The 18,762-nt window shown below is 35.3% G+C and carries 17 protein-coding genes; 6 read left to right on the plus strand and 11 right to left on the minus strand.

What is annotated here, in order from left to right:
• Positions 1 to 88: 88 nt before the first annotated feature.
• Positions 89 to 1,480: a peptide MFS transporter gene (locus C564_RS0112700; protein ID WP_003195104.1), complete on the plus strand. Its 1,392-nt coding sequence runs from the start codon at positions 89 to 91 to the stop codon at positions 1,478 to 1,480.
• 29 nt (positions 1,481 to 1,509) lie between these two features.
• Here the strand turns inward: C564_RS0112700 and C564_RS0112705 are convergent, their stop codons facing one another.
• Both C564_RS0112705 and C564_RS0112710 read right to left on the minus strand, forming a co-directional pair.
• Positions 1,510 to 1,689 carry an acid-soluble spore protein H gene (locus C564_RS0112705; RefSeq protein ID WP_018765575.1) on the minus strand — a complete coding sequence of 60 codons (180 nt, stop codon included), beginning with the start codon at positions 1,687 to 1,689 and terminating at the stop codon, positions 1,510 to 1,512.
• Positions 1,690 to 1,867: 178 nt separating this feature from the next.
• Complete coding sequence (locus C564_RS0112710; RefSeq protein WP_003195107.1) at positions 1,868 to 2,155, minus strand: ArsR/SmtB family transcription factor; 288 nt, start codon at positions 2,153 to 2,155, stop codon at positions 1,868 to 1,870.
• Between the two features lie 872 nt (positions 2,156 to 3,027).
• Between C564_RS0112710 and C564_RS0112715 the strand changes: the two genes are divergently transcribed.
• Positions 3,028 to 4,647, plus strand: a complete 1,620-nt coding sequence (locus tag C564_RS0112715; RefSeq protein ID WP_003205851.1) for a lactate permease LctP family transporter — start codon at positions 3,028 to 3,030, stop codon at positions 4,645 to 4,647.
• Between the two features lie 106 nt (positions 4,648 to 4,753).
• Here C564_RS0112715 and aspA read toward each other — a convergent pair whose 3' ends face one another.
• The 3 genes from aspA to gloA2 all read right to left on the minus strand — a co-directional run bounded on the left by aspA (position 4,754) and on the right by gloA2 (position 8,233).
• On the minus strand, positions 4,754 to 6,187 hold the full coding sequence (aspA, locus tag C564_RS0112720; protein WP_018765576.1) for an aspartate ammonia-lyase: 1,434 nt from the start codon (positions 6,185 to 6,187) through the stop codon (positions 4,754 to 4,756).
• A gap of 182 nt (positions 6,188 to 6,369) precedes the next feature.
• A complete protein-coding gene (locus tag C564_RS0112725; protein ID WP_018765577.1) occupies positions 6,370 to 7,686 on the minus strand; it encodes a hemolysin family protein in 1,317 nt (438 codons plus the stop codon).
• Positions 7,687 to 7,846: 160 nt separating this feature from the next.
• Positions 7,847 to 8,233 (minus strand): SMU1112c/YaeR family gloxylase I-like metalloprotein, encoded by a 387-nt coding sequence (gene gloA2, locus C564_RS0112730; protein WP_018765578.1) that lies wholly within the window; start codon positions 8,231 to 8,233, stop codon positions 7,847 to 7,849.
• Between the two features lie 91 nt (positions 8,234 to 8,324).
• Here gloA2 and C564_RS0112735 point away from each other — a divergent pair, with 91 nt between their 5' ends.
• The 3 genes from C564_RS0112735 (at position 8,325) to C564_RS0112745 (ending at position 12,211) form a co-directional block, all read left to right on the plus strand.
• Positions 8,325 to 9,503: a NupC/NupG family nucleoside CNT transporter gene (locus C564_RS0112735; RefSeq protein WP_003195118.1), complete on the plus strand. Its 1,179-nt coding sequence runs from the start codon at positions 8,325 to 8,327 to the stop codon at positions 9,501 to 9,503.
• A 191-nt stretch (positions 9,504 to 9,694) separates the two neighbouring features.
• The gene (locus C564_RS0112740) at positions 9,695 to 10,711 is read left to right on the plus strand and encodes an LCP family glycopolymer transferase (RefSeq protein WP_026008550.1); all 1,017 of its coding nucleotides are present in this window, start codon (positions 9,695 to 9,697) and stop codon (positions 10,709 to 10,711) included.
• A gap of 246 nt (positions 10,712 to 10,957) precedes the next feature.
• Positions 10,958 to 12,211 carry a VanW family protein gene (locus C564_RS0112745; protein WP_003195123.1) on the plus strand — a complete coding sequence of 418 codons (1,254 nt, stop codon included), beginning with the start codon at positions 10,958 to 10,960 and terminating at the stop codon, positions 12,209 to 12,211.
• A 4-nt stretch (positions 12,212 to 12,215) separates the two neighbouring features.
• Here the strand turns inward: C564_RS0112745 and C564_RS0112750 are convergent, their stop codons facing one another.
• The 5 genes from C564_RS0112750 to C564_RS0112770 form a co-directional block, all read right to left on the minus strand.
• Positions 12,216 to 12,488, minus strand: a complete 273-nt coding sequence (locus tag C564_RS0112750) for a hypothetical protein (RefSeq protein WP_018765579.1) — start codon at positions 12,486 to 12,488, stop codon at positions 12,216 to 12,218.
• Positions 12,489 to 12,503: 15 nt separating this feature from the next.
• Positions 12,504 to 13,022, minus strand: a complete 519-nt coding sequence (locus tag C564_RS0112755) for an RNase A-like domain-containing lipoprotein (protein WP_018765580.1) — start codon at positions 13,020 to 13,022, stop codon at positions 12,504 to 12,506.
• A gap of 144 nt (positions 13,023 to 13,166) precedes the next feature.
• Positions 13,167 to 13,370, minus strand: coding sequence for a copper chaperone CopZ (gene copZ / locus C564_RS0112760; protein ID WP_003195128.1), 204 nt, complete (start codon positions 13,368 to 13,370; stop codon positions 13,167 to 13,169).
• Between the two features lie 96 nt (positions 13,371 to 13,466).
• Complete coding sequence (locus C564_RS0112765; RefSeq protein WP_018765581.1) at positions 13,467 to 15,857, minus strand: heavy metal translocating P-type ATPase; 2,391 nt, start codon at positions 15,855 to 15,857, stop codon at positions 13,467 to 13,469.
• Positions 15,858 to 15,873: 16 nt separating this feature from the next.
• Positions 15,874 to 16,176 (minus strand): metal-sensing transcriptional repressor, encoded by a 303-nt coding sequence (locus tag C564_RS0112770; protein WP_018765582.1) that lies wholly within the window; start codon positions 16,174 to 16,176, stop codon positions 15,874 to 15,876.
• 155 nt (positions 16,177 to 16,331) lie between these two features.
• Here C564_RS0112770 and C564_RS0112775 point away from each other — a divergent pair, with 155 nt between their 5' ends.
• On the plus strand, positions 16,332 to 16,880 hold the full coding sequence (locus C564_RS0112775) for a TVP38/TMEM64 family protein (protein WP_006093499.1): 549 nt from the start codon (positions 16,332 to 16,334) through the stop codon (positions 16,878 to 16,880).
• Positions 16,881 to 16,926: 46 nt separating this feature from the next.
• Here the strand turns inward: C564_RS0112775 and C564_RS0112780 are convergent, their stop codons facing one another.
• Positions 16,927 to 18,627 carry a M4 family metallopeptidase gene (locus C564_RS0112780; protein ID WP_018765583.1) on the minus strand — a complete coding sequence of 567 codons (1,701 nt, stop codon included), beginning with the start codon at positions 18,625 to 18,627 and terminating at the stop codon, positions 16,927 to 16,929.
• Between the last annotated feature and the right edge of the window lie 135 nt (positions 18,628 to 18,762).

The following is an 18,762-nucleotide window of genomic DNA, read 5'->3' on the forward strand; positions in this document are numbered from 1 at the left end:
TTCCATATAATTCTATTGACTTCTAAATATTTTGTAAATTAAAATGATTACATAAATATCCGTTATACAGGATTAGGGGGAAGCAAAAATGGATGCAGCTTTAAAATTAAAAAAAGCTGAAGAACAACAATCACCAAAAAAACATCCACCTGGATTATATTTGTTGTTCTTAACAGAAATGTGGGAAAGATTTAGCTACTACGGAATGCGTGGCCTTTTAGTTCTTTATTTAACAACAACTGTTGTAAGCGGCGGTCTTGGATTCGACAAGGCTTTTGCAGTACAATTATACGGAATTTTTACAGCATTAGTATATTTCACACCAATTGCAGGTGGGTGGTTAACTGACCACTTTATTACAAGACGTCATGCAATTACCCTTGGTGGTATTATTATGGCAATTGGTAACTTTGTACTATTTTCAATGAATACAAAAACCGGTCTCTTTTTAGGACTAGGATTATTAGTCATCGGTAATGGATTCTTCAAACCAAATATTTCTACACTTTTAGGTGAACTATACGGTGAAAATGATTCACGCCGTGACAGTGCTTTTACAATCTTTTACATGGGTATCAACGTAGGGGCTTTCTTTGCACCACTAATTTGCGGATTCCTTGCAGAAGATTTCTTTAAAACAAGTGCTAATGGCGTTATGGTTATGGGTTATAAATACGGGTTCCTTGCAGCTTGTATCGGTATGATTGTTGGACAGATTTTCTTTAACCTATTAGCTCCTCGTTACCTTGGTAATGCAGGAACAACAGTTGTAGGTAAAAAGTCACAAGACAAAAACGCAAAAGTAATTGAGAAAAAACCTTTAACAAAACAAGAAAAGAACCGTACTTGGGCAATCGTTATTTTAACTTGCTTCGTAGTTTTCTTCTGGGCAGGTTTTGAACAAGCTGGTAGCTCTTTAACACTATATACAAACACATTTGTTGATCGTACAATTTTCGGATGGGAAGTTCCAACATCTTGGTTCCAATCTGTTAACCCAGCATTTATCGTACTATTAGCACCATTCGTATCTATGTTATGGATGAAACTATCTAAAACAAAAAATGGTGACTTAAAAGTTCCAACAAAAATGGCACTTGGTATGATTTTACTAGGCATTGGTTACCTTGTTTTAACATTAGCTGTTCTGAAAACTGGAAGCGATGAAGCACATATTGCTACTAAAGCAAACTTATTATTCATCGTATTCACATACCTGTTCCATACAATTGGTGAACTATTCTTATCACCAATCGGTCTATCAATGGTAAGTGCAATTGCTCCTGTAAAATTAGCATCCCTATTAATGGGAGTATGGTTAGCTGGTTCTGGTATGGCGAACTATCTAGCTGGCGCACTAGCTGCCTTCACACAATCTTTAGGATATCTAGAAGTATTCGCAAGCATTGGTATTATCGTAATCGTACTTGGGTTAGTACTTCTTATGTTCTCTAAAAAAATTGCACATATGATGGAATAAAAAAAAGCGGAGAAAATTCTCCGCTTTTTTTATTGCTCTTCTAGCGCTGTAACATCTACTTGTACTGTTTCATTTGGTGCTTTCACATCATGTATATTTGCAACCCCACGTCCCTCATCACAACTTTCAATCCAAACCGGTACACCATGATAAGTTACATCGATTCTACTCGAAGATGATAAAATTTGTTTTACGCGCTTTACATCCATCCTTCATTCCTCCTTTTACTTATTACACTCTTATTTATCTTCTCATTTCTCTTTGAAATATATTCCGTGAAAACTCCTGTCACTTATCTCCTTCAGATCTTAAAGTGGGGTTTTCACGCCTATTTTTATAGAAAAAAGACGTGCATTTCCGCACGTCTTTTTTCTATAATATTCAATTTTATGAAAATAATGTCTTTACAACTTCACTTACTTTCTCATTATGCACTTGATAATATACTTCTAAGCCGCGTCTTTCAAAACGAACAACTTTATTCTGCTTTAATTTCGTTAAATGCTGTGAAACAGTAGATTGCGGAATTTCTAATACTTCCTGCAATTGTGTTACGTTACAAGTTCCACGCCCCATAAGCTCCATTACAAGGCGAAGACGGAGCGGGTGAGCTAACGCTCGTAGCATTTGTACATCCTCTTCTGAAATACGACAATCAAATTGATTTTGATTCATAAAGTTCCCCTCATTTTTTCATTTTTATTTTCTCTTTATTTATTTTTATATATTTGTTTTTATATTTCCTGTTACGACACAACTTTATCAACCTAAAATAAAAAAATTATTTCCTCCTTTTATCAACATACAATTAAGGGCAGAAACCCCTGCTGATTTTGAATATTATACTACACGACTTAGTGAAAAAGCAAAAAATACAGATCGGAATACTTTGCTTCTAAATGCTGTTTTCTCAACCTTTTTGTTATATTTTTTCACTCACAATATTTACCGTAATAATATTGTAAAATATTGTTCTTAAATGATATGTGAATGTAATCTTTTTAGTTATTCGACCTATAAAAATTGCTTTGTTACGATGAAAAGAGTGAAATTTTGGTAAAGAGGAGGATCCACAATTAAAAAGCGGTTAATAATAGTCTTAATTAATATTGCACTTGACTATACAATTATCCAAAACTTCCTCCTTTATTCTTGATGACAAAAGAATTATTCATTTTAAACATGTAGGACCAATGACATATGAAAATATGGTTGAGTATATGGAGAGTCCATCAGTGGGTTTTTCTTCATCCCCACCACCTATATTCCTCATTTCCCTCTAAATCTTGAAGTGTGGATCTTACTGCCCGTTAATGCGGGATAAATTAGGAATCGTGTACTTTAATATACACGATTCCTCTTTTTGTCTAGTTTATGAACAAAATGTAACGGAATTTTTACAGTTAACACTATCATGGAATAATTATACTTTTTTACGTTGACAATAGTGTTGAAGAGGAATATACTAGGCAATGTAAGTTGATTGTGAATTGTTTCACAAATAATGTGAATATCTTCACATATTATAGATAGGAGTTGTCATTATTATGAATACTTGGACACAAATTTATGACCCGTTGAACAACATTTGGTTATCAGCACTTGTCGCTGCTCTTCCAATCTTATTCTTTGTTCTTTGTTTAACAGTATTTAAGATCAAAGGATATTTATCAGGACTTTATAGCGTAATTTTAGCAATCATTCTTTCCATATTCGTTTACAAAATGCCTGCAACTATGGCTGTATCATCAGCTGCATTTGGTGTAGCAGCTGGATTTTATCCAATTTGTACAATTGTTATTGCAGCTATTTTCCTTTACAAATTAACAGTAAAAACTGAACAATTTAATGTCATTCGCGACAGTATTTCAAGTATTACAAATGACCGTCGCCTTCAAGTGTTATTAATCGCTTATTCTTTCGGTGCTTTCTTAGAAGGTGCAGCTGGATTTGGTGTACCAGTTGCAATTACAGCAGCATTACTTGTAGGTATGGGATTTAACCCATTAAAAGCAGCAGGTATTTGTTTAGTTGCAAATATTGCTGGTGGCGCAATGGGAGCAATGGGTATTCCAGTTACAGTACCTGCTCAATTAACACAAATAGATGCCTTAACTGTCGGTCGTCAAACTGTAACATTATTACCTTTCATTAGCTTTGTATTACCATTCTTACTTGTTGCAATGGTAGATGGCTTTAAAGGAATTAAAGAAACTTGGCAAGGTATCCTTGTAAGTGGTGGTTCTTTCGCTATTACTCAATTCGTTGTAACATACTACCTTGGCGCAGAATTAACTGATATTTTCGCTGCAGTTGTCAGCATGGTTGCACTTGCATTATTCCTGCGTGTATGGCAACCAAAATCTTCAGCTCAAACTGAAGAACAAGTAGAAAAACATAGCTACACAATGAAACAAATTTTATACGCTTGGTCACCATTTGCATTCTTAACTGCATTCGTAACAATTTTCAATTTAAAAGCAATCAAAAGTTTATTCGCTCCAAACGGTGCGTTAGCAAACTTAGTATTTAATATCCAGATTCCTGGTTTACACAATCACGTTATTAAAACAACACCAATTGTAAATGCGGATACACCATTTGCAGCAATCTTCAAGCTAGATGTATTTTCATCTACAACTACTGCAATTGTACTAGCAATTATCGTATCTTTACTTGTATATCGCGCAAAAGGCCAATTGGTTAAAGAACTAACTATTGAAACATTAAAAGAGTTGAAAGCTCCAATTTACACAATTTGTAGTGTAATTGCATTAGCATATGTAACAAACTACTCTGGTATGTCTTCTACTCTTGGACTAGCTTTATCATCTACTGGTAAGGCCTTCCCAATCTTATCTCCAATCTTAGGTTGGATTGGCGTATTCTTAACTGGTTCTGTAGTATCAAGTGGTTCATTATTTGCACCACTTCAAGCAGTAACTGCAGCACAATTAGATATCGTACCTTCTACACTTGTTGCTTTAAACGTAGTCGGTGGGACAATGGCAAAAATGGTATCACCACAATCTGTAGCAGTTGCTTGTGCGGCAGTTGGACTAGTTGGTAAAGAATCTGTCCTATTTAAAACAGCAATGAAATATAGTTTGATTTTCTTAGTCATAATTAGTTTACTTCAACTTAACTCTATATTTAATATCTTTTAAAAGATGAAAACGATCCCTCACGTGGGATCGTTTTTTTATCTTTTTCTTTCTAACCATTCACTCATTCTTATACTTTGGTATAAAAAAAATCCTAATACATATAGTATCAGGATTTTTTATTCTTCAATAGCGACGCACCAGCAATTTCGGGATGTGTCATTTCATATGGATCCAAAATAATATCAAGTTCCTCTTCTGTTAACACACCATGCTCTAAGCAAAGCTCACGAACAGATTTACCTGTTTCAATCGCTTCGCGAGCAATGCGAGATGCCGTCTCATATCCAATATGAGGATTCACCGCTGTAATAATCCCAACGCTTTTCTCAACATATTGTTTTAACAATTCTTCATTTGCAGTAATACCTTTAATACAATACTCACGAAATACGCGGAATGCATTATTCATAATACTAATGGATTGAATTAAATTAAATACTAACACCGGCTCCATTACATTTAGTTCTAATTGTCCTGCTTCTGATGCTAAACATATTGTATGGTCATTTCCAATAACCTGGAAGGCCACTTGATTAATTACTTCTGCCATAACTGGATTTACTTTTCCTGGCATAATAGATGATCCTGGTTGACGAGCTGGTAATTGAATTTCAGCCAATCCGACACGTGGGCCAGATGCCATAATGCGCAAGTCATTTGCAATTTTAGACATATTTATCATACATACTTTTAGTGCTGCTGATACTTCTGTATACGCATCTGTGTTTTGCGTTGCATCCACTAAATGTTCTGCACCAACTAGTGGAAATCCGCTAATACTGCGTAAATGCTTTACAACTTGCTCAATATAAATTGGATTTGCATTTAATCCGGTCCCAACAGCCGTTGCGCCCATATTCACTTCATACAAATGTTGACGAGACTGCTTAATGCGTTTTATATCACGCCCAAGCACTCGGCTATATGCTTCAAATTCTTGCCCAAGACGAATTGGAACTGCATCTTGCAGATGTGTACGCCCCATTTTTATCACATGATCAAATTCTTTTGCTTTATCGGTAAATGCACGATGAAGTGCATCCATTGTAATAAGAAGTTCTTCTAGCATCATAAGCGCCGCAATATGAATTCCTGTTGGGAACGCATCATTTGTTGATTGCGCCATGTTCACATGTGTATTCGGGCTAATGATTGCATAGTTTCCTTTTTCATGCCCCATTCTCTCAAGTGCACGGTTTGCAATAACCTCATTTGTATTCATATTAATAGAAGTCCCTGCCCCGCCCTGAATTGGGTCTACAATGAACTGCTCATGAAACTTCCCATCAATAATTTCCTGAGCCGATTTTGCAATTTCTTCCCCAATATTTGCGTGCAAATAACCTGTTTCCATATTTGCACGTGCTGCAGCTTTTTTAACCATTGCCATTGCTTTAATTAATGACGTATGAATACGATATCCTGTAATCGGAAAATTTTCTACTGCTCGTAATGTTTGAACACCATAGTAAGCTGCATTTGGTACTTCCTTTTCTCCTAAAAAATCTTTTTCAATACGTATCCCTTTCGTTGCTACCATTTTTCATCACCTATACTTTTCATTCTAATCGATGACCTAAAAACGATTTCTATAAAAATATGATTTTTGTAAGAGATATATTTCTATATCTTCCTTCAATATATAGCACCTTTTTTGAAAGCGCAAACAATATTGTTTTTCTGCAGAATCGATGACGCACTCATACTTCTAATTTATAAAGATTACGCAATTGCTGTATCTTCCGCTTCAACTTTTTTTATTTCTACTCGTTTAATTTGATGCACATCTTTTTCAAGAACTTTGAAAATCCAGCCATTCGTTTCAATGACATCACCTTCAATAATTGTCTGTTTTTGCATCATAATCCAACCACCAATCGTATCTACATCGTCAGCAAACAAATGTAAACCGAGCAAATCATTCACTTCACTAATGAGTACTTTTCCATCGATAATTTTATACGTTTCGCTTATATGTTCAATGGGTGGATGTTCATCTTCATCATATTCATCCCGAATTTCACCAACTATTTCCTCTAAAATATCTTCAAGTGTTACAATTCCCGCCGTCCCCCCATATTCATCATATAAAACGGCAAGGGGAATTCTTCTTTTCTGCATTTGCAGTAACAAGTCATGGATTGGGATATTTTCCAAAACTTCAATAACAGGTCTCGTATACGGAATAATAGAACATTCTTCGTTTTGTCCACCATCCATATAGCGAATAAATAAGTCTTTTACATTAACCATCCCAATAATCTCATCTTTATCCTCTCCAAATACAGGATACCTTGTATACTTTTCTTGTCCAATCACTTTAATATGTGTTTCAAACGGTTCATCTTCATATAAACCAACTATTTCAGTGCGTGGAACCATAATTTCTTTTGCTAACCGATTATCAAATTCAAAAATATTATTTACATATTTAAATTCCGCCTGATTAATTTCTCCGCTTTTATAGCTCTCCGATAAAATAAGTCTTAATTCCTCCTCTGAATGTGCAACTTCATGCTCAGAAGCAGGGGATAATCCAAATATGCCAGTCACGAGGCGAGCTGAGCCATTTAGAGCCCAAATAAACGGATACATAATCCGGTAAAAATAAATGAGCGGCTGAGATAGCAACAAACTTACTTGCTCCGCTTTTTGAATGGCAAAGGTTTTTGGTGCTAGCTCTCCAATCACAACATGTAAAAATGTAATAACGACAAATGCAATAATAAAAGAAACAGTACTCGCAATTGCAGGTGAAAATTCAATTTTAAAAAATAACGGCTCTAATACATGCTTTATCGTTGGTTCGCCTAACCAACCTAGTCCTAGAGCTGTAATTGTAATTCCGAGCTGACATGCGGATAAATATTCGTCTAAATTTGAAATCACTTTCTTAGCTGCTAGTGCGCCACGTTTTTTTTCTCCTACAAGCTGATCAATGCGACTACTACGCACTTTTATAATCGCAAATTCAACTGCCACAAAAAAACCAGTTAATGCAATAAGAATAACAACCATGATTAATTTAGCAATTTCCAAAGAACACCTTTAGCTTTTCTTAGCTAAAGTTACACCTCCTTTTTAAAAGAAGTTTTCTCCCAATCAAAGAAGTTGATTGAATGAAAAACGAATGGAAGTTTCACTTTGTTCTTATTCTCTTCATTTGTCAAAAAGCAAACCTATATAAATTTCCCCAATTTTAGTCCTCATATAACTCCAATGGTAAACAATCAGGATCTTGAAAAAACACAAACTGTTTCCCTGTTATTTCATCAACACGTATTGGCTCTGTCTCTATTCCACATCGCTTTAGATGCCCCACTGCTTCATGTATATCTGTAACTGCAAATGCTAAATGTCTAAGACCAGCTGCTTCAGGAAAACTTTGCCGCTTTGGAGGATTTGGAAATGAAAATAACTCAATTTGATACTGTCCTCCTACACATAAATCTAATTTATACGAATCCCTTTCTTCTCTGTAAACTTCATTCAACACATTAAATCCCAATATATTAACATAAAAATTTTTAGATATTTCGTAATCAGAACAAATGATTGCAATATGATGCACTCTAGATATATTCATACTCTACTTCATTCCTCTCTTTACCTAACATGCATATTCTCCCTTGAAATGAAAAACCTATATAACAGAACATATCATAAGGAGGCTTATTATGAAATTTGTTACTTTTTTTCTCGGTCTTGCCGTTGTTTTCTTTCTTGCCTTCATTGCAAGTAACAATAAAAAGCATATCAAATTCAAACCGATTTTCATTATGCTTATTATACAGTTAATTTTAACCTTTTTACTATTAAATACAGAAGTCGGCCTCATACTTGTAACCATGATTTCTAATGTATTTACGAAATTATTGGCCTATGCTGCATCTGGGGTAAACTTTGTATTTGGTGGTATTACGAATAAAGGTGAAATGCCCTTCTTCTTAAATGTACTCTTACCAATTGTCTTCATCTCCGTCTTAATTGGTATTTTACAACATTTTAAAATATTACCATTCTGTATTCGTTGGATCGGTTTTTTCCTTAGTAAAATAAATGGACTCGGAAAGCTTGAATCTTATAATGCTGTCGCTTCTGCCATTGTAGGCCAATCAGAAGTATTCATTACCGTAAAAAAACAGCTTGCGCAAATTCCAAAACATCGTCTCTATACACTATGCGCCTCCGCCATGTCGACCGTATCGATGTCAATCGTCGGTGCTTATATGACAATGATTGAACCAAAATATGTAGTAACTGCTCTTGTCTTAAATTTATTTAGCGGCTTTATTATCGTACTTATTATTAATCCATATGATGTTAAAGAAGAAGAAGATATTTTAGAAATTAAGGGTGAAAAGCAAACTTTTTTTGAGATGCTTGGAGAATACATTCTAGATGGATTTCGTGTTGCTATTGTTGTCGGTGCTATGCTGATTGGATTTGTTGCCTTAATTAGCTGTATCAATGATTTATTCCATATTATTTTTGGAATTACATTTCAGCAATTACTTGGTTATGTTTTCTCTCCTATCGCTTTTCTTATTGGTGTGCCAAGTAACGAAATTGTCGCAGCAGGAAGTATTATGGCTACAAAGCTTGTAACGAATGAATTTGTAGCCATGATGGATCTCAGTAAGCTTGCAAACAGCCTCACTCCTCGTACAGTAGGCATTATTTCAGTTTTTCTTGTATCCTTTGCAAACTTCTCTTCTATAGGAATTATTTCTGGTGCCGTTAAAGGATTAAATGAAGAACAAGGAAATGTCGTTGCTCGCTTCGGTTTAAAACTGTTGTACGGTGCGACACTCGTCAGCATTTTATCTGCAATTATTGTAAGCATTATGCTATAAGAAGGTAAAATTTAATCCTTTTCTTATTCATACTTTTTGTATACAATACGAATAGATGTCTCATAAATACTCGAGACATCTATTTTTTTATACATGTACAACAACATCTATTTAGCGTACAATGTCTTTTATGTGTCTCGTCTATGCATTATAAGATAATATGCAAATTGAATGATTTAAAGGAGAACTAAATAATGAAATCTGATGTAGAAAACACGAATAGAACCTCAAAGAGGCGATTTAAAAAAAGACGCCTACTATGGTTTATTCTCATTCCATTACTTATTGTAACAATTGGTGGCGGAAGCTATTCCTTCCATATATACAGTAAAGCAAAATCAATTGTAAATAATGCATATTCTAAATTAGATAGAGGAGATAAATCGGATAAACGAGAAAAAGCTGTTAAGCCGATGACGGACAATGTTTCTGTCCTTATTATGGGTGTTGATGAAAGTGACCTCCGTGAAAAATCTTACGGCAAAGCAACGCGTACCGATGCATTATTACTTGCAACAATTAATAAAAATGATAAATCAGTAAAACTTGTTAGTATACCACGTGACTCTCGTGTATATATTAAATCACGCGATAAACAAGATAAGATTACGCATGCTCACGTATTTGGAGGCGTAGATAGTACAATTGATACAGTCGAGAACTTTTTAAATGTTCCTGTTGACTATTATGTTAAATTTAACTTTAAATCCTTTATAAAAATTGTAGATTCCCTTGGTGGCATCGATGTTGATGTTCCTGTTGAATTTACAGAACAAAATAGTAAGGACGAACCAGGTGCAATCCATCTAAAAAAAGGGCGTCAGCATTTAAATGGTGAAGAAGCACTTGCTTTAGCTAGAACTCGTCATATCGACAGCGATTATATGCGTGGTCAGCGTCAGCAACTTGTTTTGGAAGCCATTGCTCAAAAAGCGCTATCCATAAATTCCATTAATAAAATTAGCAGCTTATTAGATGCTGTTGATCATGATTTAAAAACAAACTTAACATTTGATGACATGATGACAATTACAAAGAGCACAATGGGCTCAAATCTAAAGATGGATAAACTCCAAGTAAAAGGTGAAGATAAATATATAGGTGGCATCTACTACTACATTCCTGACGAAAAGAGTGTACAGGACATATCTAAAACATTGAAACAACATCTCGATGTTACGAATAAAACTGAACATAAAAAATTATAATAAAAAGGCTGCTAGGACTTTCCCAGCAGCCTTTTTATTATAATTTTCAACAAAATACTTTCATTTTCTTTCGCAAATAATGACAAAAAGAGACAAATGTTACAAAATTGTAACGTTTTTTATAAAAATATTACACCCGCAATTAAAATAATAGTATACTAGTACATACATAATACTATTTTTATCATTCATACATTAAAAATGAATACATATGACCTTATATATTAATTTTTTGGGGGGAAGTAAATGAAGCTACGTAACTTACTGATTGGTTCTGCTGTCACTGGTGGAATATTACTATGTGCAGGTGGGATTGGTGGTTATCAATACGTGTCTAAATTGAATAAACAGCTTGATATAAATGTATTACCACATACTACATTTGAAGGCACTTCTCTTGATGGTAAAAGTAAAAAAGATGTTCAAGAAATTATTCAACAAAAAATTGATGAATCAAACAAAAAATCTCTTAACTATACATTCCAAGGCAATACACAAGCTTATACGTGGAAAGACTTAGGTGTTGAATATAAAGAAACGGAAATTGTCGAAAAAATCTTTAAAGAGCAAAAAGGAAATGTGATAAATCGCTATAAAATGCGAAAACAAGCTGAAAATGGCGAGTTAAAACGTGAATATAAACTAACGCCACAGTTAAATACAACTACTTATGAAGCCTTTATAAAAGAAAAATATAATGAAACCTTAGAGGAACCTGTAAATGCTGAATTAAGTGTTTCCGGAACAACAGTAAATATTAGTCAAAGTCAAAATGGCGAAAAAGTTGATAAAGATAAATTAAAAGAATTAACAGCAAAAGCAATTACTGCTGGTACACAAGATATTCAGCTCCCAATTGCCTCCATAAAGCCCGAACGCTCTACAGAAGATATGCAAAATATGGGGATTACACAAGTGATTGCTGAATATTCTACTCCTATGGCTGGTCGAAACGGGAGCCAATCCTTTAATGTAAACAAATCTGCTAATACTTTAAGCGGAGCAATTGTAGCACCTGATGAAACATTTAGTTTCAATGAACGCGTTGGTATTACAGATGCTGCGCATGGCTATAAATCTGCTGCTGTATTCCTACAAGGAAAAGTTGTCCAGAGCGCCGGTGGTGGGGTTTGCCAAGTGAGTAGTACCCTATATGGGGCAGCATTACGTGCTGATTTAGGAGTTGTTGCTCGTAGTAACCACTCTATGCCTGTTCATTACTTGCCACTTGGTCAAGATGCTGCTGTAGCAGATTATGGCCCAGATTTAAAATTCAAAAATAATACTGGCAAATATATTTACATTCAAGCGTTTTCCAATGGTAGCAGCATAACTACACGTATTTTCGGTACACCTACTGGCAAGAACGTAGAAGTTTCATCAAAAGTAATTGGCGAGACTGAAAATAAAATTACGGCTGTCACATATAAAAAAGTAACACAAAACGGTCAAGTCATCTCAAATGGCCAAATTTCAAAAAGCGTATACAAAAAGGCGTGATGATTCACGCCTTTTTATTTTGCAATAAACGTACAAATGTCCCCATATGTTCCCTCGTCTCTTCTAAAGACCATATACGGCTTCCTTGTTTAGCTACTATTAAACAACCTTCTTCCCATGCCTCTGTCTGCTTTATATGTAATAACTCGCTTTTTAATTTTTCAATTGTTTCCTGATCCTCTTGTTCTAGAAACTCAGTCATTACATTTATTATTTCATCCTCATACACACTTAACGTGCAATATGCTCTTAAGAAATATTGAAGTGTCGGATACATGCTTCCCCCCCTTTCTTACTTATCTGATGGATAGGAAGTAATGATTTTAAATCCTAATGCCCCTGATTTATCTCTCGCCAAAACGGTAACTGTATTCATAAGCTTATCTTTTACACTCATATCTCGCTTTAATACCGTTTTTCCAACAGGAAATGAATGCTTCGTATTTAATACAAGACGATTTTCTTTGGAGTTCTTTAACCATTTCTCAATTTCCTGCTCATGTTGCTTTAAGCTATCTTTTACAGCTTTTGTTGCTATCTCTTTATCATAATATGTACTTGCAGCTGATACTTTATCTGTCTGCAACCGCTTCTTTAGCTCATCTTCTGTTTTCCCAACATGTCGTTCTATCGTATGGCCATTTTTCGGCGGCCCTTCCATTTCATCTAAAATCGTATCTTTAATTTTTTCTACTGATGTTGAATTATTTTCTTTCGGGTTCGCTTTGTTTTGCTCTTGTCCCGCACAACCGCTTAATATAAGAACCATTGCAAACAAGCTACTCAAGAAAGTACCCCATAATCGTTTCATCATATCACCTCTTTCATGATTATTATCGTAACTTCACAAAAAGTCAATTTCACATATAAAAAAAGCGTGTAGAATTCTAAAACCCTACACGCTTTGTCTTATTTTTTCTACATGAACATTTGCCTGATTGATAACAGTTCCACTTTATACAATATCGTATCCTTGCTCTTCAATAGCATCTTTTAACTGCTCTATATTCACTTTTGCTTCATCATATTCAACAGCTACTGTGCCCGCTTGCAATTCAACTGCTACGCCATTTACTCCGTTTAGTTCTTGCAATGCATTTGTCACAGCCATTTTACAATGATTACATGTCATTCCTTGTACATTCAATGTTACAGTCATTTCCAATTCCTCCTTAATTATAAATCTTTTATTTATTATTTATGAGCAGCATAACCTATAATAAGGTGTATTGCTCGTAAAAACATTGGCTTCACTTTATATTTTAACACGCTTCAAACGCAAAGCGTTCGTTACAACCGAAACAGAACTAAATGCCATCGCTGCTCCAGCTACCCAAGGTTCTAACAAGCCACTTGCCGCAATGGGGATACCAATCGCATTATAAAATAATGCCCAAAATAAATTTTGACGAATATTTTTCATCGTTTTTTGGCTTAAATCAATTGCTTGTGGAATATGCCCTAAATCTCCTCCAACCAATGTAACATCAGCTGCTTCAATTGCTACATCTGCACCTGTTCCAATCGCCATCCCTATATCCGCTTTCGCTAGTGCTGGAGCATCATTAATACCATCACCAACCATTGCTACTTGCTTTCCTTTTTGCTGTAATTGTTCTACAATATTTGCCTTTTGCTCTGGCAATATTTCTGCATATACATGATTGATACCAACCTGTTTTGCAATTGCTTCAGCAGTTCGTTTATTGTCTCCTGTTACCATATAAACATCAATTCCCGCAGATTGCATCGTATGAATAGCTTCTTTTGAACTTTCTTTTATCGTGTCGGCAACAGAAATCATTCCTGCAAACTGACCCGCAATTGCTACAAGCATAACCGTTTTTCCGTTTGCTTCATGCTCACTCATTACATTCTCATATTCCGCTATATTGACGCTGTGTTCACTCATTAATTTTCGAGTCCCAATGATAACTGATTTCTCTTCTATAATCGATTCAATTCCATGCCCAGGTACTGCACGAAACGTTTCTACAGGTAGTAAAGAAACTTGATTTTGTTTTCCATATTCTACAATTGCAGAGGCTAGCGGATGTTCAGAAACGTTTTCTGCGGAAGCCGCAAATAAAAGCATGTCATCTTGCAGGATCATTACGTCTGTTACTTCTGGTTTCCCTTTTGTAACCGTACCCGTTTTATCTAATAAAACAGCATTAATTTTATGCGTTGCTTCTAAATACTCTCCACCTTTAAAAAGAATTCCTTTCTCTGCACCTTTCCCTGTTCCAACCATAATAGAAGTTGGTGTTGCCAGTCCCAGTGCACAAGGGCAGGCAATTACTAATACTGCTATAGCTACTTCAAGAGATTGCGGTAAATTTTGCGGAGTAATGGCAAAGTACCAAATTAAAAAGGCAACTGCTGCAACAACAACAACGATTGGAACAAATATACCAGAAATTGTATCTGCCATGCGCTGAATTGGTGCTTTAGACCCTTGCGCTTCTTCCACAATTTTAATAATATTTGCAAGGGCTGTATCTTTTCCAATTTTTTCAGCACGCATTGTTAACGTACCGTTTTTATTAATTGTTGCACCTATTAAAGCATCACCGACCTGTTTATCCATGGGGATTGATTCACCGGTAATCATTGCCTCATCAACTGACGAAATACCTGATAAAACAATACCATCTACAGGTATCTTTTCACCTGGTTTTACAACAATGGTATCACCAATAACAACACTTTCGATTGGAATTAACATGTCACGTCCATCACGAATGACCAATGCCTCTTTTGCTTGTAGACTTACTAATTTTGAAATCGCTTCTGTTGTTCTTCCTTTCGCAACAGATTCGAAATATTTTCCAACAAGAATTAATGTGATGAGCACTGCACTCGTTTCAAAATACAGCTGCGGTGAATACGATGGATTTTGTAATGTTTTCAAACCTTCATATAAGCTATAAAAATACGCGGCTGATGTACCAAGTACAACAAGCACATCCATATTCGCACTTTTATTTCGTAAAGAACGGTATGCGCCAATATAAAATTGTGAACCGATATAAAATTGTACTGGTGTTGCAAACAATAATTGCACCCACGGATTCATTAAAAAATGCGGCATCCATAGCCCCGTTTCAAATGGCATATGCGCTACCATTGTATAGAGAAGCGGTAATGATAACAGAATAGAAAGAAATAGCTGTTTTCGTTTCCCTTTTAATTTGTCTGCTTTTTTATTTGGTTCAGTCTCTTCTTGGAGCTTTCCTTTGTAACCGAGTTTCGTTATTTTTTCTAAAATAGATTCTATAGTAATAGGGCCATCTTTATATACGATTGTTGCAGTGTTCATCGCCAGATTAACAGTAATACTCTCGATTCCCTCCATTTTCCCAATTACTTTTTCAATCCGATTTGAACATGCGGCACACGTCATTCCATCAATATCTAGACTTACCTTTTTCGTCCGAACTTCATAACCAAGTTTCTCAATACGATTTGTGATTGACTCTGCAGATTGCGCGTCCACATCGTATTGAACCGTTGCTTGTTCCATAGCTAAATTTACATTTGCTTCTACACCTTCTAACTTATTTAACACCTTCTCAATTCTGGCTGAACAAGCTGAACATGTCATCCCATCAATACCAACCGTGATCTGTTTTGTCTGACCCATACAGTTCGTCTCCTTTCTATTTTGAGAACTGTTTGATGACTTTCATTAACTCTTGAATAGACTCATCTCCATTACCTTCTTGAATCGCTTTAGCGACACAATGATTTGTATGTCGCTCTAACAATGAAAAACCGACTTTATTTAACGCTGCTTGCACCGCAGAAATTTGAATCAATACATCTACACAATAACGATTTTCTTTAATCATTTTTTGTATACCGCGCACTTGACCTTCAATCCTTTTTAAGCGTTTTACAACCTTCTCGATCTCTTCGTCCGTTCGCGGAACCATCTTTTCTTGATTTGAACAATGGTTCATCTGTATACCCCCTCTTTTATATACATTATACCCGTAAGGGGTATAATGTTGCAAGTTTTTAACTGTGAAAATTTATATTTTTTAATTTAAATCCACACTTGCCTATATTGACCAAATATGGTGTAATGCTAAAAAAGACAAAGGACTATAACTATATGCAAGAAATGATTCACAATTTACTCACAGAGCATCACACGATTGCAATTCCACTCAGTATTCTATTCAATATCATCATCAGCTTGGCAGGATTTATTCCAAGCATATTTTTAACAGCCATCAACATACAACTTTTCGGTTTAACAGATGGAACAATTATTTCAATCGCAGGCGAAGCATTGGGAGCAATTGTCTCATTTTATTTCTATCGACTAGGTTTTCAAAAATTGACTCATAACAAATTAAACAATTATCCAAAAGTAGAACGCCTTCTTTATGTACAAGGTAAAGAGGCATTTTTACTCGTTCTATCATTTCGGCTTGTTCCATTTATTCCGTCAAGCATTATCACCTTATTTGCAGCATTAGGAACAATATCGTTATTCTCTTTCAGTATTGCAAGTACACTAGGAAAAATACCGGCATTACTCATTGAAGTGTATTCTGCATACCATGTCATGAACGGAACAAGTGAAGCAAAGTGGATTATCACGATTGCCGGTTGCATCGGAGTATTATATATATGGAAGAAGTGGAAGAAAAAATAAAAAGGAGCATCTGCTCCTTTTTATTTTTTCTAAAGAAGAATGGACCTTATTTTACACCAACTGCATCATATGACTGCTTCACCGCTGTAACTTCAGCAGAGTTCGCACCATATAAATCCGCAGCTGCTTGTACTAAGCCAGCACGCGCTTGACTAAACGTAGTAGATTCAGTGAAATATTGTGTATTTGCACGATAATAGATTGCGCCTGCTTTATCTTTACCAATGCCATTTACTGTTACACCGTAATGCGTACCACCATTTGCTAGTAAGTAAGCCGCTTTATTAATAATACCACTGTTCGTATGAACACCACCGTTATCACTTGAACCAGTATAACGTTTAGAATAATGATCTGGATCGCCATATTTCGCTGGATCACTCATAGAGCGAAGCGCATCTCCCGATTTGCCAGGCGTATAAATATCCTCACCAATTTCCCAATCTGGATTACGATTATCATAGTATTCTACTAATGTACCAAAAACATCAGAAATCGCTTCATTTAACGCACCTGACTCATTTTGATAAATTAAATTCGAACTATTTTCTGTAACAGCATGCGTTAATTCATGTCCAATTACATCTAATCCACCTGAAAGTGAAGTGAATGTAACTCCATCACCATCTCCATATACCATTTGTGAACCGTCCCAGAAAGCATTATTGTAATTACTTCCGTAGTGGACCGTTGATTTTAACGGCGCCCCTGCATCATTAACGGAGTTTCGATTAAACGTATTTTTATAATAATCATATGTTACACCCGCATAATAATGAGCATCTACTGCAGCTGCATCGCGGCTTGCATTGAAAACATTATCTGTATCTGTCCATAATGTCCCTGGTAATGTAGAGCGATTTTTCGCATCATATGTGAAAATCGTTGCTCCACGTGTATTATCTTGTAAATAATAAGTAGATCCAGATAGTGTTGTATTAATAGATTTTGTATCTCCTAGTACACCTTTACCTGTTCCAACTTTATTTGTCCCTGTAACAGGTTTTACAACTGCTTGACCTTCCTGTTTAGCATTTTCTTGCTTAAGTGGTGCTTGATTTTCACCATTCACATGATCAATTGTATTGTATTTATTTAATACTTTACCACTTTCTGCCTCAATGAAATAATAATAGTTTCCTGGTTTTGGCTCTAAGAAGTTTAATTTTACAACATATGCATAAGTTGTGTCCTCACCATTTTGATATACATATAAATCTGCTGATGGCTCTACCTCATATTTTGGAGTTAATCCTAAGTCTTGCTGTGCAATTGCAATTGCTTTTTTGCCTTCAATCTTATTTTTATTTTTTAATTTTTCTTTTTTATCTAAATCAGGTACAACTGTTCCAGATAAAACTTTCAATGAACCATCTTTACTAACATGAGCTAGTTGAGTAGACCCCCATACTGGTGTACCTTCATATACTTGTTGCATACGTACCACTGTTGCATCAGTTACAGAATCTTTTTTCACTTGTTTCACTTTGAAAGAATCCTCTGCACTCTTTTCCCCTAACTTATACTCTCCTTTTGCTGCATTTAGATAATCAAATACAACAGATTCTGCTTTCTTTCCAGTTGCTCCAGTCAAATCTCCAGAGATAAACTCAGGTGACTGTACTGCTTCATTGTACTTTTTCGTAGAGAGCACATTCTTTGAATCTGCAAATGCAGAACTTGTCCCTCCAAATGTTGTAACTGCCATTCCTGCCGCTAATACAAATGCTAAACTCTTCTTTTTCATATAACCTTCCCCCTAATAAAAATTTTTTTGAAAAAGAGTAATTTTATATTAGCATTAGGTTTCCAATATTGATATACTGAAAATTCAAAAAAATCTTTTCTCAAGTTTTGTAGAATTTTGGCGAACAATTATTGA

The organism is Bacillus sp. 105MF (assembly GCF_000374885.1).
Lineage (GTDB): Bacteria > Bacillota > Bacilli > Bacillales > Bacillaceae_G > Bacillus_A > Bacillus_A pseudomycoides.